The 14,665-nt window shown below is 52.7% G+C and carries 14 protein-coding genes; 7 read left to right on the plus strand and 7 right to left on the minus strand.

Annotation, left to right across the window (positions count from 1 at the left end):
* Positions 1–9: 9 nt before the first annotated feature.
* The 5 genes from sufU to MHH82_RS25145 form a co-directional block, all read right to left on the minus strand.
* Positions 10–429 carry a Fe-S cluster assembly sulfur transfer protein SufU gene (gene sufU, locus MHH82_RS25125; protein ID WP_015737015.1) on the minus strand — a complete coding sequence of 140 codons (420 nt, stop codon included), beginning with the start codon at positions 427–429 and terminating at the stop codon, positions 10–12.
* Positions 419–1,639, minus strand: a complete 1,221-nt coding sequence (locus tag MHH82_RS25130; RefSeq protein WP_015737016.1) for a cysteine desulfurase — start codon at positions 1,637–1,639, stop codon at positions 419–421. The genes sufU and MHH82_RS25130 overlap by 11 nt, the downstream gene beginning before the upstream one ends.
* Complete coding sequence (sufD, locus tag MHH82_RS25135; RefSeq protein ID WP_036659837.1) at positions 1,636–2,940, minus strand: Fe-S cluster assembly protein SufD; 1,305 nt, start codon at positions 2,938–2,940, stop codon at positions 1,636–1,638. Before sufD ends, MHH82_RS25130 begins: the two co-directional genes overlap by 4 nt.
* Positions 2,941–2,962: 22 nt before the next feature.
* The gene (gene sufC, locus MHH82_RS25140; RefSeq protein ID WP_015737018.1) at positions 2,963–3,745 is read right to left on the minus strand and encodes a Fe-S cluster assembly ATPase SufC; all 783 of its coding nucleotides are present in this window, start codon (positions 3,743–3,745) and stop codon (positions 2,963–2,965) included.
* Positions 3,746–4,182: 437 nt separating this feature from the next.
* Positions 4,183–4,659 carry a Dps family protein gene (locus tag MHH82_RS25145; protein WP_009595811.1) on the minus strand — a complete coding sequence of 159 codons (477 nt, stop codon included), beginning with the start codon at positions 4,657–4,659 and terminating at the stop codon, positions 4,183–4,185.
* Between the two features lie 309 nt (positions 4,660–4,968).
* Here MHH82_RS25145 and mtnK point away from each other — a divergent pair, with 309 nt between their 5' ends.
* Together mtnK and mtnA are read left to right on the plus strand one after the other, a co-directional pair.
* Entirely contained in the window at positions 4,969–6,192 is a 1,224-nt protein-coding gene (gene mtnK, locus MHH82_RS25150) for an S-methyl-5-thioribose kinase (protein ID WP_251498122.1), read from the plus strand.
* The gene (gene mtnA / locus MHH82_RS25155; protein WP_251498124.1) at positions 6,189–7,268 is read left to right on the plus strand and encodes an S-methyl-5-thioribose-1-phosphate isomerase; all 1,080 of its coding nucleotides are present in this window, start codon (positions 6,189–6,191) and stop codon (positions 7,266–7,268) included. The genes mtnK and mtnA overlap by 4 nt, the downstream gene beginning before the upstream one ends.
* Before the next feature lie 189 nt (positions 7,269–7,457).
* Here the strand turns inward: mtnA and MHH82_RS25160 are convergent, their stop codons facing one another.
* Positions 7,458–7,760 carry a YunC family protein gene (locus tag MHH82_RS25160; RefSeq protein WP_009595810.1) on the minus strand — a complete coding sequence of 101 codons (303 nt, stop codon included), beginning with the start codon at positions 7,758–7,760 and terminating at the stop codon, positions 7,458–7,460.
* 233 nt (positions 7,761–7,993) lie between these two features.
* Between MHH82_RS25160 and MHH82_RS25165 the strand changes: the two genes are divergently transcribed.
* Positions 7,994–8,533, plus strand: a complete 540-nt coding sequence (locus MHH82_RS25165) for a hypothetical protein (protein WP_235201615.1) — start codon at positions 7,994–7,996, stop codon at positions 8,531–8,533.
* An 82-nt stretch (positions 8,534–8,615) separates the two neighbouring features.
* On the opposite strand, the gene MHH82_RS25170 is transcribed toward MHH82_RS25165, so the two are convergent.
* Positions 8,616–8,993, minus strand: coding sequence for a DUF423 domain-containing protein (locus tag MHH82_RS25170; RefSeq protein WP_009595784.1), 378 nt, complete (start codon positions 8,991–8,993; stop codon positions 8,616–8,618).
* Between the two features lie 212 nt (positions 8,994–9,205).
* Here MHH82_RS25170 and MHH82_RS25175 point away from each other — a divergent pair, with 212 nt between their 5' ends.
* The 4 genes from MHH82_RS25175 to MHH82_RS25190 all read left to right on the plus strand — a co-directional run bounded on the left by MHH82_RS25175 (position 9,206) and on the right by MHH82_RS25190 (position 14,631).
* Positions 9,206–9,628 (plus strand): hypothetical protein, encoded by a 423-nt coding sequence (locus tag MHH82_RS25175; protein WP_228468856.1) that lies wholly within the window; start codon positions 9,206–9,208, stop codon positions 9,626–9,628.
* A gap of 165 nt (positions 9,629–9,793) precedes the next feature.
* Positions 9,794–10,954 (plus strand): sporulation protein YhbH, encoded by a 1,161-nt coding sequence (gene yhbH / locus MHH82_RS25180; protein WP_009595852.1) that lies wholly within the window; start codon positions 9,794–9,796, stop codon positions 10,952–10,954.
* Between the two features lie 456 nt (positions 10,955–11,410).
* A complete protein-coding gene (locus tag MHH82_RS25185; RefSeq protein ID WP_340968366.1) occupies positions 11,411–13,618 on the plus strand; it encodes an acyltransferase family protein in 2,208 nt (735 codons plus the stop codon).
* A gap of 167 nt (positions 13,619–13,785) precedes the next feature.
* Complete coding sequence (locus tag MHH82_RS25190; RefSeq protein WP_340968367.1) at positions 13,786–14,631, plus strand: sulfurtransferase; 846 nt, start codon at positions 13,786–13,788, stop codon at positions 14,629–14,631.
* Positions 14,632–14,665 lie beyond the last annotated feature (34 nt).

The following is a 14,665-nucleotide window of genomic DNA, read 5'->3' on the forward strand; positions in this document are numbered from 1 at the left end:
TTCATTCGCTTACTTCGCGTCAATTCCTTTTCGGAGTGCGTTCCACGCAAGTGTTGCGCATTTAATGCGTGCAGGAAACTTGTTAACACCGGATAGGGCTTCAATATCCTCGTACTCGTCAAAATCCACTTCATCGCCTTTCATAAGGGAAGAAAAGCGGTCCGCCAAACTGATGGCTTCGTCCAGCGTTCTTCCTTTTACGGCGTCCGTCATCATCGAAGCGGAAGACATGCTGATGGAGCAGCCTTCCCCCGTATATTTGGCATCGGCGACCACGCCGTTCTCTACCTTAAGCTGCAAGGAAATGCGATCTCCGCAAGTCGGATTGTTCAAATCGATGGTTACCGCATCTTCTTCAAACTTGCCGCGATTGCGGGGGTTCTTATAATGATCCATGATGACACGTCTGTACAAATCGTCAAGTTGCATCGCCAAAATACTCCTTTGTCTGGATTAAGGCGCTAACTAATCGATCAACGTCCTCTTCTGTATTATACAGATAAAAGCTCGCGCGTGCCGTGGAAGATACTTTTAACCAACGCATAAGCGGTTGACAGCAATGATGTCCTGCACGAATCGCAATCCCCTGGGCATCCAGAACGGTTGCCACGTCATGCGGATGAACGTCTCCAAGATTGAATGTGATAAGGCCCACTTTACGCTTACGAGGACCGTAAATGGAGATGCCTTCGATCTCGGAGATCCGGTCCATGGCGTAGTTCGCAAGCTGAGCCTCATGCCGTTCGATGGCGTCCATTCCGATTTCCTCCAGGAAATCGATCGCGGCGCCAAGTCCGACAGCTCCTGCAATGATGGGCGTGCCGCCCTCAAACTTCCAAGGGAGCTCCTTCCAGTTCGATTCGTACAACCCGACGTCATTGATCATCTCTCCGCCGAATTCGATCGGCTCCATTGATTCCAGCAGCGCCTTCTTGCCGTATAATGCGCCGATACCTGTTGGAGCACACATCTTGTGTCCGGACAAAGCGTAGAAATCGCAGTCCAGGTCCTGAACGTCCACTTTCATGTGCGGCGTGCTTTGCGCACCGTCCACCACGATAACGGCACCGTGCCGATGCGCGATTTCCGCGATTTGTTTAACGGGATGCACGACGCCCATGACGTTGGACACGTATGCGATGGCTACGACTTTCGTCCGTTCGGTCACCAGTGCCTCTACATCTTCGACACGGATCGTGCCGTCAGGCTGCAGAGGAATATATTTCAGCGTAGCGCCGACGGCGATGGCCGCCTGCTGCCACGGAATGAGATTGCTGTGATGCTCCATTTCCGTCAGGACGATTTCATCTCCAGGACCGCAAACGGAGCGTGCGTAGGATGAAGCCACCAGATTCAGGGCCGTCGTCGTTCCGCGGGTGAATATAATCTGCTCCGAACTCTCGGCATTTATGAAACGGGCAACCTTCTCCCTGGCTCCTTCATAAGCATCGGTAGCACGGCTGCCGAGCGTATGAACTCCGCGGTGCACATTGGAGTTCTCCCATTCGTAGTACCGCTTGACGGCATCTATGACCACCTGCGGCTTTTGCGATGTCGCGGCATTGTCGAGATATACCAGCGGATGTCCGTTGATCTCCTGGTGAAGAATGGGAAATTGCTCACGGACGGAGGCGATCATTGTCCCAGCTTCCTTTCAACGAGCCCCTGCAGCTGGTCGCGAAGTCCCTCAAGCGGAATTTCGCTGACAACCGGAGCCAAGAAGCCGTAAATAATCAGGGATTCTGCAACGGAACGGGAGATGCCGCGGGACATCAGGTAGTAAATTTGCTCCCGGTTCACTTGTCCTACGGACGCTGCGTGACCGGCCGTTACGTCGTCCTCGTCGATCAACAGAATCGGGTTCGCGTCGCCGCGGGCTTTCGGGCTGAGCATCAGAACGCGTTCGGTCTGCTGTCCGTCCGCCTTCGTCGCACCCTTCTCGATCTTGGTAATGCCGTTGATGATGGCTTGTGCTTCTTCGCGCATGACCGCACGGGTGATCATCTGGGATGCGGAGCTCTTGCCGAAATGCTTCGCTTGCGTGGTGTAGTTGATCTTCTGGGATCCGGAACCTACCGCAATGATTTTTGCATCGGATGTCGAGCCGTTGCCCTTCAGAATGCTCATGGTGTCGCTGGCTGTATCGCCATCGTTCATCTCGCCGACGATCCACTCGATCGAAGCGTCGTTGTCAAGCACCGCGCGGCGGAATGTGACATCCGTTGCTTCTCCGGCCAATTGGTGAACGGATGCGTAACGCACCTTCGCGCCGTTCTTAGCAAACACTTCCACCACGCCGTTATGGGTTACCGCCGCAGCCAGGGAATCCGATACGTAGTTGTCTACATAAGTAATCTGACTGTTCGCTTCGGCTACAACCAGCACATGCGGAGCAAACGTGGCTTCAGCATCGTCGGTCAGCATGACCGCTTGCAGCGGAACATCGACCTCCACATTCTTGGGAACGTAGAGGAATACTCCGCCGTTCCATACGGCAGCATGCAGAGCGGCCATGGCGTGCTCATCGCTCTTAAGCGCTTGGTGCAGATAAGGTTTAACCAAATCCGCGTGTTCTTTAACCGCTGTTTCCAAATCGGTGAAAATCACGCCTTTGGCTGCGAGTTCCGGTGCCAGGCTTGCATATACGGTTCCGGAATTGCGTTGAATAACCAAACCGCCTTCTCTCGAGCCTTCGACAAGTTTGGCCACATGCTCAGGCAATTCGTCAAGGGAAGCGAGTTTATTGCTCTCTTTATATTCACCGTAGCTGTGGATGTTCCAACGCTCGATGCGTTGTTTCTCCAGCTTGGGCAGTTCCAACTGGCCGGCCAGTTCCAGGGCTGCCAGACGGCTGTCTGTAAGCCAGGCCGGCTCCTGTTTACTTTCGGACAATGCCTTCAGAGCCTCAGCGTTGACCGGAAGAATGGTTTGTGTAGTCATATCGTTTCCTCCTCCCGTCTATTTACGCGTCTTGACCTACAGTTTCATCGGTAATGCCCAGCTCTTCCTTGATCCAGTCGTAACCTTCCGCTTCCAGACGCTCAGCCAGCTCAGGGCCGCCGGATTTCACGATGCGCCCTTGCATCATAACGTGAACGTAATCTGGCGTGATATAGTTAAGCAAACGCTGGTAGTGGGTAATGATCAAGAAACCGCGCTCTTCGGACTTCATGGCATTTACACCGTTCGCCACGATTCTCAAAGCATCGATATCCAGACCGGAGTCGATTTCGTCAAGCACGACGATTTTCGGATCCAGCATCATCATTTGCAGAATTTCATTACGCTTCTTCTCACCGCCGGAGAAGCCTTCGTTCAGGTAACGGTGAGCAAACTCGGGATTCATCTCGAGCTCTTTCATTTTGCCTTCCATTTGACGAATGAACTTGATCAGGGAAATCTCGTTGCCTTCGCCGCGGCGTGCATTGATGGAGCTGCGCAGGAAATCGGAGTTTGTCACGCCGGCGATTTCGCTCGGATATTGCATGGCCAGGAACAGACCTGCGCGTGCGCGCTCGTCTACTTCCATCTCCAGCACGTCTTCATCGTCGAGGAATACTTTACCTTCGGTTACTTCATATTTAGGATGACCCATCAACGCGGAAGCCAACGTACTTTTACCCGTTCCGTTTGGTCCCATGATGGCATGAACTTCTCCGCCCTTCATCTCAAGGTTGATCCCCTTCAGGATCTCCTTGCCTTCGATTGTTGCTTTCAATCCTTCAATGACAAACTTGGTTGACATATTAGATTCCCTCCGTTGAATAGGTAGTGTATTTGTTGTCCCATATGATAACAGGATTGTACGCCCTGATTTCATAAAATAAAAAGTGATTCTTTATTTATAATCATTCTAAACTGATTATCAATGATTCTCAAGCCATTTTATAATAAAAAATGACGTATTTCAACCGGACAAGCCTTTTGGAGACAACATTCGGACAACTGTAACCATTAAAAACAGGCTTGGCCGATTAACCGGCCAAGCCTGTTTCATTCTGCCCTTTTCATCCGCCGTATATGCTGAGGCTCCCCGTGTCGGTCACGGCATCTAGGCAACGGCGTCAACCGCGCGTCGTCAGACGGTGTCAGGGGCACCAAGAGCTATAAGGACTCGTTAACGAGTCTCAGCTGCAGCGAATATACGGTATGAATTGGGAATCATTCTATTGGAATCACGCTTTATCCAAGGTAAGAGCGCAGCATCCACATATGCTTCTCAAGATCGGCCTTGAACCCGGTGAACATGTCCGCTGTCGGCGCATCTCCGGCTTCCTCGGCCATTTCGATGCCTTCCGCCAATTCCTCGGATACAGTAGCAAAGTCCTCGACCAAGGCCTGTACCATGCCGCGGGTATCCTCGTTGCCGGAGGCCTCCTGAACGGTCGCAAGCTCCAGATATTCTTTCATCGTTGCAGCCGGCTTGCCTTTGATCGAAAGCAGGCGCTCCGCAACCTCATCCATTTTAAGCGTGATTTCGTCATACAGCTCTTCGAATTTAACATGAAGGGAGTAGAACTGCTCTCCGGTTACATACCAGTGATAGTTGTGAAGTTTGACGTAGAGCACGTTGAAGTTCGCAACCTGCTGATTGAGCAATTGCTCCAGACTTGCGTTTTTCGTTTTTCCTGCAGCTTTGCCAGATGTAGTTTTTGCCATGGTTTATCCCTTCCTTTTCTATATGAAATGCACCCTGTACTGCGTCAAAGGAATATTCGGCAGATCGGTGTATCCCCATTGTAACTGGAACCATCTGCTAATGCTATTCCTTCATTAATATATGAGTACATCCTGTGCTTGGGCGTCTATTTGTAGTTTACCCTCAGGACTGCGAAGCGAATCAGGTTCGGCTAACCTTGAGACTTGCCAAAAAATTATACAAAATTCGCGAAAAAACGTTATACTAGGTAATACCAAGCAAAAAAGTTGGCTTTGTTTTTCTTCTATTATATTTGGGGGTGACCATCCATGTCTGCATATCATCCGCTGAACGCGGACGAAGCGATACAATTAGCTAAAAGTATACCGGGCCGGTTCCCGGACCATGCCGAACTCGAATGCCGCGAAATCGGCGACGGCAATCTCAATCTGGTGTTTCATGTCACCGCCAAAAATACGGCTGATAGTATCATTATCAAGCAAGCTGTTCCTTATGCAAAAGTCGTAGGCGAATCCTGGCCGCTGTCTCTCGACCGCGCGCGCATCGAGCGTCTCGCCCTGGAGACGGAGTACTCCCTGTGCCCTGACCTCGTGCCAAAAGTATACGGCTATTCGGATGAGCTCGCCTACACCGTGATGGAAGACTTAAGCGAATACACCATCATGCGCAAAGGCCTTATCGAAGGCATCGCCTATCCGAAGTTCGCGGAGCATATCGGCCGGTTTTTGGCCAGAACCCTGTTCTATACGTCGGATCTGGGCATGAACCAGCAGAAGAAGAAGGAACTTGCCGGCCGTTTCGTTAATCCGGATCTATGCAAAATTACCGAGGACTTAATCTTTGAGGATCCATACCGCGAATCCGCCAACAACAACTATGAACAGAGCATTGCCGATGAAGCGGAAGCCCTTCGCGCCGACCTGCCGCTTCACTTCGAAGTCGCGCTGCTGCGCCATAAGTTTCTGACCCATGCGCAAGCTCTGCTCCACGGGGATCTGCATACAGGCAGCATCTTCGTCACGCCGGAATCCACCAAGGTGATCGATCCGGAATTCGCTTATTTCGGCCCGATGGGATTCGATATCGGCGCGGTGATCGGCAACCTCCTGCTCAACTACGCGGCACAGCCGGGCTGGAGCGGGGACGAGCAGACGCTGGCCGCCCGGGAAGCCCGACTCCTCGAGATGGCAAGCAGCGTTTGGAACCACTTCGAGAACAACTTCCGCTCGCTGTGGAACGCTGATCTCTTGGACGAGATGTCCCGCACGCCAGGCTATCAGGACCATTATGTGTCGCAGATTTTGAAGGATGCCGCAGGATTCGCGGGCTGCAAAATGATTCGGCGCATCGTCGGATTGTCCCATGTTGCGGACATCGATACCATAGCGGACGATAAGGCCAGAGAGACCGCACAGCGCAAAGCGCTCGCCATCGGCAAAAATCTCGTGCGCCATCACCGCAGCATCAAGTCCTTCGAGGACATACTGAACTTGATCACGCAAGCATCCAAAGGAAATGAGGTATCGATATGAGCGGTATGACTACCGGCAATACCAGCACCTATGAACCGCTAAGCTCGGTTTACTGGGGAGGAGACCATCTGGTCCTTCTGGATCAGCGCTTGCTCCCGGAAGAGATCGTCTATCTTAAGCTCTATACACCAGAGGAAGTCTGGGAAGGGATTCACTCCATGAAAGTCCGCGGCGCACCGGCGATCGGCATCGCGGCAGCATTCGGCGCCGTTCTCGGGGGAATGCAGGTGGAAGCCGATGGTCGCGAGGATTGGCTTCAGCAAGTCGCAAAAACCTGCGCTTATCTCGCAACGTCCAGACCGACGGCCGTCAATCTGTTCTGGGCGCTGGACCGCATCAAGCTTGCAGCCGAGAAGCTGGCGGCTTCGGATCTCGACACGGCCGGTCTGAACGCGGCGCTGCTCGCCGAAGCCGAGGCCATCCGGGCCGAGGACGAGGATGTATGCCGCCGCATCGGCGAGAACGCGCTGCCGTTCTTCCGGGACGGCATGGGCGTGCTCACCCACTGTAATGCGGGGGGATTGGCGACCGCCAAATACGGGACCGCCCTGGCGCCAATGTATCTGGCCCATGAGCAGGGCCTGAACATCAAGGTGTTCGCGGATGAGACGAGACCCGTTCTGCAAGGTGCCCGCCTAACCGCCTTTGAACTCCAGCAGGCCGGCATCGACGTCACGCTGCTGGCTGACAACATGGCCGCCATGGTCATGTCCAAAGGTTGGATACAAGCGGTTATCGTCGGTACGGATCGCGTAGCCGCAAACGGAGATGTCGCCAACAAAATCGGTACGTATGGGGTCGCGGTTCTGGCGAAAGCCCATGGCATACCTTTTTATGTGGCGTGCCCGTTGTCCACGATCGACCTGAATACGAAGACGGGTGCCGATATTCCGATCGAGGAGCGGCCGGCGGAAGAAATCACGGAAGGTTTCGGCAAGCGCACCGCGCCGCAAGGCGTTAAAGTGTACAACCCTGCCTTCGACATTACGCCGAACGAATACGTGACGGCGATCATAACGGAAAAAGGCGTCGTGCAAGCACCTTACGAAGAGAGCTTGAAAAGCTTGTTCGAGTAAGTCGCTGCAAGATTTCACGCCATCAACGAACAAACGGACAAAAGGCCCCCGCCGATTGTCCGTTTGTTCTCTTTGATGGCGTTTCGGCGCATTTTTTCCCTGTGAAGCTGAGCAAAAGCATCGCTTATCTCATTAAAAAAAGAGCGATCCGCACCGGAATCACTCTTGTACCGCTTAAGCCTGCTGGGCTCAGATCATCCGCAGGATCGCATCCTTGCCGGCAAGGCCGGGATGAATGCCCCACTTCTCCGCCTCCAAGGTTACCGATTCCAGCGGTGCCTCCAGCAGCTGCTCCAATGTGCGAACCCCAACGGCTCTCCCGGCAATAATCTTGCGGTCTGCAAGCTGTTCGTTTAGTAGGCCCACATCGAGGGCACCGCACATAATATAACCGCGGGAAGTGTATACAGCCAGCAGCGTTGTTTTCGGAAGTTTGACCTCGACGCCCATAACGGTATGTCCTTCAATCTCGATCGGCAGTAAAGTCACCAATATAAACAAACCTCCCCTCACATCGGCTTAGAATTATGTTTATTCTCTTTGAACCGACATGGTGCGAATGTCTCTGATATTGCGCAAGGGCGCCTTATGTTTATGGTGCGAACGTCTCTCGATTTAATAGAATAAAAATGAAATATCCGTGACATTAGGACTATGAAAATTCGAAAATTATGGTATATTTGATTCAGAAGAAAACCTGTGAAAGCTGGTGAATGATAAAAGCTATGAACACAATTCCTGTCACCGATGATAACGGCTTTTTATTCAACGTTGATATTCTGGTCAAGAGTCCCTCCAACGCACTGGCTTTGCAATATTTGCTGGAAATGCTGAACGACAAGGCCGAAGTCGTCGATTTCCGGATTAAGTCCGGAATGGAACTTGGAGAAATTATCAACACCTTGGTCCAAGCCAAGAAAGATTCCGTTATTAGCAATGCCTCCCGGAAGATGGCTTCTTCCACGACTCAGCATGAGAAACCTGCTCCGCCTGCGATATCCTCGCCGGAAAAAAAGATCGCTGCAAGCGCACCTCCTGTCCAAACTCCACTCGCCGGAAATGATCCCTTTGAATGGATTAAAGTATACAGTAAGGACAATCGCCTTGTTCGCCTGACAACCAACCGCCATGGTAAGCAGACAAGTCTCCCCTGCCGCATACTCAACTATGACGAAAGCAATTTCCTGGTCAACGTCTATCATGTCGATGAGAAGCAGGTATATACCTTCAAACTCAATGAAATCGACGAGTTCAGCGTGAGCTGAGTCGGCAGCATACCATAGGTATGTAAAAACGGCATCGCCGCCCTTTATCAGGGATCGGTGAAGCCGTTCTTTTTTTTGAGTACTAGTTTTTACGGGACAGCGCCGAGGACATCAGGATCAGCCAGCCTGCGATAAAGGATACACCGCCGATCGGCGTAATCGCCCCTAGCCATTTGATGCCGGATATACTTAACACGTAGAGACTGCCGGAAAAAATAACGGTTCCCGCGATGAATAAAGCCCCCGCCCAAAACAGCTTCCGGGATTCGCCCAGCACCTTGGCCACAATCCCCGTAATCAGGACCGCCAGTCCGTGTATCATATGATAGTGGACGCCCGTCTCATAGGTGGCAAGCTCGTCCGGCGTAATGATATCCTCCAGCATATGGGCGCCGAATGCTCCAATGGCGACGGACAATGCCATCAGGATCGAGCCCCATGCGATGAAAGCACGACTCATGTTTATTTCAACCCCTTTTTGTCAGCGGACACCCGTGTCCATATGTAATCATGTTAAGTTTAACGGATTCGCGTACGCTTTTCCACCGGCGTGTAAGCGCTTTGGACTTGATTTCAGGGCCATTTTGTGAAAGATTAATAAGGATGTCTTTTATTTGGAAACCCTGCATGGACCCATTAAGAATGAATCTCAAGTTAGGAGCGATTATGTACATGGATCAACAATCACCTTCCTCCCCATCCGAGGGGCAAGATTCGCCCAAGCGACCTAAAACCACCTTCATTCCTCCCGAGGACAGAAAGAACTCCCGCTTCGGCATCGCATCATTCATTCTGTCGATCGTGACGCTGCTTGGTTATATTCTGCTCGGCGCGCTCGGCACCACGATGATTGAACCTTACATGACGGAAAACGGGCCGATCCTGGAGCCGACTCAGGAAACGCTTGAAGCGATGACCACGCTGGCGGCCGTTTTCATTCTCGTGATGATCATCAATATCGTCGGCCTGGCGCTTGGCATTGTCGGCTGCTTCTCTAAGACACGCAAGCGTGCCGTCGCCGTCATCGCCACCATCGTGAACGGCGTAGTCATCGTCACCATCGGCGCCCTTTTCCTATTCGTATTAAGCGCATAAGGATTACGTACCAGGACACTTGCCTGATCCATTTCAGGTTAAGTGTCTTTTTCATGGCAAACACGGATTCACACTCACATATCGCTCTTTCTCCCGAATATAATGAGATACTACAGCCGAAAAGACGGCAACCGTGTCAAGGCTACACTTGGGAGGTGACTGTCCGTGCAAAATGAAGACGCTCTGTCGTTTGTCGTATCCCGTGAAGACTGGTCGCTGCACCGCAAAGGCTATCAGGATCAGGTACGTCACCAGCATAAAATCCGCGAAGTGATCAAACGCAACCTGCCCGACCTTATTACTGAGGAAAACATTATTTTGTCCGACGGAAAGCAGATCATTAAAGTTCCGATCCGAAGCCTTGACGAATACCGTTTCATCTACAATTACCAGAAGCAAAAGCATGTCGGTCAAGGCGACGGTGACAGTCAGGTTGGGGACGTCCTTGGACGCGACCCTTCAGCGGCCCAGCCCGGAAAAGGAGAATCGGCCGGTGACCAGGCGGGACAGGATATTGTGGAAACCGAGGTCAGCCTGGAAGAGCTGGAGAATATGCTGTTTGAGGAGCTGGAGCTCCCGCTGCTGCAGCCCAAGGATAAAGAGCAGATCGAGACGGAGTCCATCGTGTTCAACGACATCCGTAAAAAAGGCATCATGTCCAACATCGATAAGAAACGCACCATCCTGGAGAATCTGCGCCGCAATGCGAGGGACGGCAAGCCCGGCATCCACGGCATCAGTCCGGACGACCTGCGCTACAAAACCTGGGACGACACCGTCATACCGGAATCCAATGCGGTCATCATCGCCATGATGGACACTTCCGGTTCCATGGGTTCCTTCGAGAAATACTGCGCGCGCAGCTTTTTCTTCTGGATGACCCGTTTCCTCCGCAAGCAGTACGAGAAGGTGGAAATCGTGTTTATCGCCCACCATACCGAAGCGAAGGAAGTAACCGAAGAGGAGTTCTTCACGCGCGGCGAAAGCGGCGGTACGATATGTTCATCCGCGTATCAGAAGGCGCTGGATATCATTCATCACCGGTATCCTCCTTCCAAATACAACATCTATCCCTTCCATTTCTCGGACGGCGATAATCTCACATCCGATAATGAACGCTGCGTCAAACTCATCGGGGAGCTGCTGAAGGTGAGCAACATGTTCGGTTACGGCGAGGTCAATCAATACAATCGCAGCAGCACGCTGATGTCGGCGTATAAAAATATCAAGCTGGACCAATTCATGTACCATGTCATAAAAGACAAAGGGGAAGTGTACGAGGCGCTCAAGACCTTTTTTCGGAAACGGCAAGGAGCCGCTACCTGATTCTAAAGTCGATAAGTGAAAGAAAAAAAATAAATATCGGATGACCTGGACACTGGAGGAGGCAGGGACCTCCTCTTTCTTATGGCCTCCAGCGATACGGCTAACAGCCCATTGCCGAATAATGGATATGTCAAGCCTAACGGCTTGTCATTTCAAATGAAAAATCTGTCTTATTATTGACATCACAATGTAGCCGTAGGTTCATTTTTTTGTCACCTTCTGTTTTTCCAAGGATGGTAGTATTAGCTATGACATCTTGTTGCAGGATATTACAGGATTCGATAACGTCTCCTGCATATGAAATATCCTCCTATAAAGGAAAGGGAAGGTTTACCATGTTCCAAATGACACATCGACTATCCAGCACCCAGACGTTTGAGAATATGTCCTACATATTATCGCAGCGGCTGTTACAGGGCGGCATGAGCGCAGATCCCTCGAGAGGAGTGATCTTCCGTGCCGATATCCGATAAACCCCATTCACGTTACATGCCTGGTCTTGACGGACTGCGGGCCCTCGCATTGATCGGAGTGATGGGCTACCACTGGAATTTTGGCTTTGCAGGCGGCGGGTTTCTGGGGGTAAGTTTATTCTTCGTATTGTCCGGTTACCTCATTACGGATATTTTGGCTTCGCAATGGCATCATCATAGACGGATTGATCTCAAAGATTTTTGGATACGGAGATTCCGACGTCTCCTGCCGGCGATGCTGCTCATGCTGTTCATCCTTGTGGTATGGGCAACGCTGTTCGACCGGTCAAGATTGGCTACGCTTCGAAGCGAAGTGCTCGGAGCGGTTACGTACATAAGCAACTGGCAGTTTATTTTTCAGCAGCAATCCTATTTTGAATCGTTTGGCCCGCCTTCTCCGCTGGGGCATTTCTGGTCGCTAGCGGTGGAAGAACAGTTCTACCTGCTGTGGCCGGTTATCATGCTGGCGGCGCTCAAGCTGTTTCCCCGCCGAGGGCAGCTCTTTGGGTTCATTGCCGCCGGTGCCGCGATTTCCGCGCTGCTCATGGCCGTGATCTATCAGCCGGGCGACGATCCAAGCCGGGTCTACTACGGTACGGATACCCGGGCGTTCGGCCTGCTGATCGGAGCGGGGCTGGCCATCGTATGGCCCAGCTGGAAACTGTCCTCCCGCGCTTCAAGAGGCATCCGCTATAGACTCAACATGACGGGTGCCGGGGCACTGCTAATCATTCTATACATGATGTGGCAGGTGGACCGTTACGACGCATTCCTGTATCAAGGAGGCATGTTCCTCTTTTCCTTGGCCGCTGCCGTGCTCGTAGCGGTGCTGGCCCATCCTGTGGCTTCCATCAGCCGCTTGTTAAGCTGGAAGCCGCTGCTGTGGATCGGCGTTCGTTCCTATGGCATCTACTTATGGCATTACCCGGTCATGATCCTGACCTCGCCTGATTCCGGCGCTAGCGATCTCAGTTTGCTTCAGACTGCGCTGCAAATCACCGCAAGCGTTCTGCTGGCCGCGCTATCCTGGAAGTATGTCGAAGAACCGATACGGCATGGCGGGCTTAAAAAATTATGGCTTAAAGCCCGCTCGCTTCGCCGCCGCCCGGCTTCGATTTCGTTAAGAGGCTGGATCGTGTCCCTGAGCTCTCTTATGCTGATCGGCATATTCTGTTCGGGGATGATGAGCAGCGTGTCCTCTGCAAGAACGGTGGGCGATATCTCTGCCATGCTGAACATCGATGACCCTGCTCCGGAGGAAGCGGCTCAGACTCCAAGCACCGAGTCTGCTACGGCCGAACCGCCGCAACCGGTCGACACGAACGGAGACAACGCAGCGCCTCCAGCCGTAGAGCCATCGAAACAACCGGATACGGTGAAGGAGCCGAATTCCAGGGATGAGGGGGCTAAGGCTCCGCTTTCGGATGGAGCGACGGACTCTGGAAATAACGACGCCGGTGCTGATGAGAACGAAGTGCCGGACCAAGCGGCAGAGAACAACCAAGACGTCCAAGACAAGCAAACCGGCGGAGAAAGCGATCCTATGGATAAGGCTGACTCCGGGAAATCGATTCCGGATCAACCGGATGACGATAAGACTGGCGAGCCGAATGGGGATCAGGTCGATAAGCCGGATCCATCCAAGGACCCGGCAAGCGGAACTCCCGGCGGCAAGAACGATCCTGCCAAGCCGACGACGAAGCCGGAGCAGCCACCGGTAACCAAGTCCGCCATCACGGCCATCGGGGATTCGGTTATGCTCGGGGTCTCCCCTTATCTCGAAAAATCGCTGCCCGGCATTCACGTCGATGCGGTGATTGGCCGCCAAATGCGTCAGGCCGATGAGCTGATTCCGGCCCTGAAATCCCAAAATCGGATTGACGGCGGCATTGTCATCATCGGGCTCGGAACCAACGGGGCCTTCTCGCAAAAGGATCTCGATTCCCTTCTGGGCCCTCTGGATTCGGCCAAACAGATTCTGCTTATCAATACGCGCGTTCCGCGCGATTGGGAACAGAACGTTAACGGCATGCTCGCCAAAGCAGCCGAACGGAACCCGAAAGTTACGCTGGTAGATTGGTATTCAGCCAGTAAGGATCATCCGGAATACTTCCGGTCCGACGGCGTCCATCTGGAGCCGGAAGGTGCCGAGGCCTACACGTCCATGCTGCTTCAAGCCATCAAGAAATAAGCGGTTTGTCCTGATTCTTGCCATCATTCATTCTCATATCGTCGGCCTGATCTCATCATTCTATGAGACAGGTCGACTTTTTAGTTATATACGTATTCGCAAGCAGCAATATGATATAATTCGGATACTTAATCTCATCATTTCTTAATAGAAGGCGGTGTCCTCATATGAACAATATCGTGACAATGAAATGGCTGCTGGCTAGACTCTATGAACCGGATCTGGTCATCGTCGACTGCCGTTTTGCCCTCGGCAAGCCGGAAAGCGGCCGAGCCTTATACGAGGAATCGCATATTCCGCGGGCGGTTTACCTCGACCTGGAGAAGGACCTCTCCTCCCCCATTACCGAGCATGGCGGTCGCCATCCCCTGCCCGACCTGGATCGCCTCGCACAACGTCTTGGCCAGTCCGGCATTCAAAGCAGCAGCCGCGTCGTGATCTACGACGACCAGGGCGGAGCCATGGCCAGCCGACTATGGTGGCTGCTGAAATATACCGGCCACGAGCAGGCTTATGTATTGGATGAAGGGTTTACGGCTTGGAAGAACGCTTCGTATCCGGTAACGGACGAACAGCCGGTCGTCATTCCGGTTACATATGACATCCACCTTAAGCCCGACAAATTGGTCCGCGTCGATGAAGTACGCAAGGCGTCGCAGCAGGGAAGCAAAACGCTCATCGATTCCCGCGAGCCGCGCAGATATGCCGGATTGGAGGAGCCCATGGACACCAAAGCCGGGCATATTCCGGGTGCTGTGAACTATTTCTGGAAAGGCGTCCTGGATGATTCCGGACATTGGAAGGATGCGGAAGCGATCCGCGAATATTTCTCGGACATCCCGCAAGATGCCGAAATCATTGTATACTGCGGCTCCGGCGTCACCGCTTGTCCGAACGTGCTAGCCCTGGAGGAAGCCGGGTACGGCAACGTAAAGCTGTACGCGGGCAGCTGGAGCGATTGGATCAGTTATGAGGAGAACCCGGTGGCGACCGGGACGGAATCACTAGGTTGAAATCGGGAAAAGCCCGCTATGGTAGCGGGCTTTT

The sequence above is a fragment of the Bacillus sp. FSL K6-6540 genome, assembly GCF_038007545.1.

Excerpts from the sequence above, each read along its gene's own strand:
- sufU (WP_015737015.1), bottom strand. The coding sequence starts at position 429 with ATGCAACTTGACGATTTGTACAGACGTGTCATCATGGATCATTATAAG.
- MHH82_RS25130 (WP_015737016.1), bottom strand. The coding sequence starts at position 1,639 with ATGATCGCCTCCGTCCGTGAGCAATTTCCCATTCTTCACCAGGAGATC.
- sufD (WP_036659837.1), bottom strand. The coding sequence starts at position 2,940 with ATGACTACACAAACCATTCTTCCGGTCAACGCTGAGGCTCTGAAGGCA.
- sufC (WP_015737018.1), bottom strand. The coding sequence starts at position 3,745 with ATGTCAACCAAGTTTGTCATTGAAGGATTGAAAGCAACAATCGAAGGC.
- MHH82_RS25145 (WP_009595811.1), bottom strand. The coding sequence starts at position 4,659 with ATGGCAAAAACTACATCTGGCAAAGCTGCAGGAAAAACGAAAAACGCA.
- mtnK (WP_251498122.1), top strand. The coding sequence starts at position 4,969 with ATGTCTGCATATCATCCGCTGAACGCGGACGAAGCGATACAATTAGCT.
- mtnA (WP_251498124.1), top strand. The coding sequence starts at position 6,189 with ATGAGCGGTATGACTACCGGCAATACCAGCACCTATGAACCGCTAAGC.
- MHH82_RS25165 (WP_235201615.1), top strand. The coding sequence starts at position 7,994 with ATGAACACAATTCCTGTCACCGATGATAACGGCTTTTTATTCAACGTT.
- MHH82_RS25170 (WP_009595784.1), bottom strand. The coding sequence starts at position 8,993 with ATGAGTCGTGCTTTCATCGCATGGGGCTCGATCCTGATGGCATTGTCC.
- MHH82_RS25175 (WP_228468856.1), top strand. The coding sequence starts at position 9,206 with ATGGATCAACAATCACCTTCCTCCCCATCCGAGGGGCAAGATTCGCCC.
- MHH82_RS25190 (WP_340968367.1), top strand. The coding sequence starts at position 13,786 with ATGAACAATATCGTGACAATGAAATGGCTGCTGGCTAGACTCTATGAA.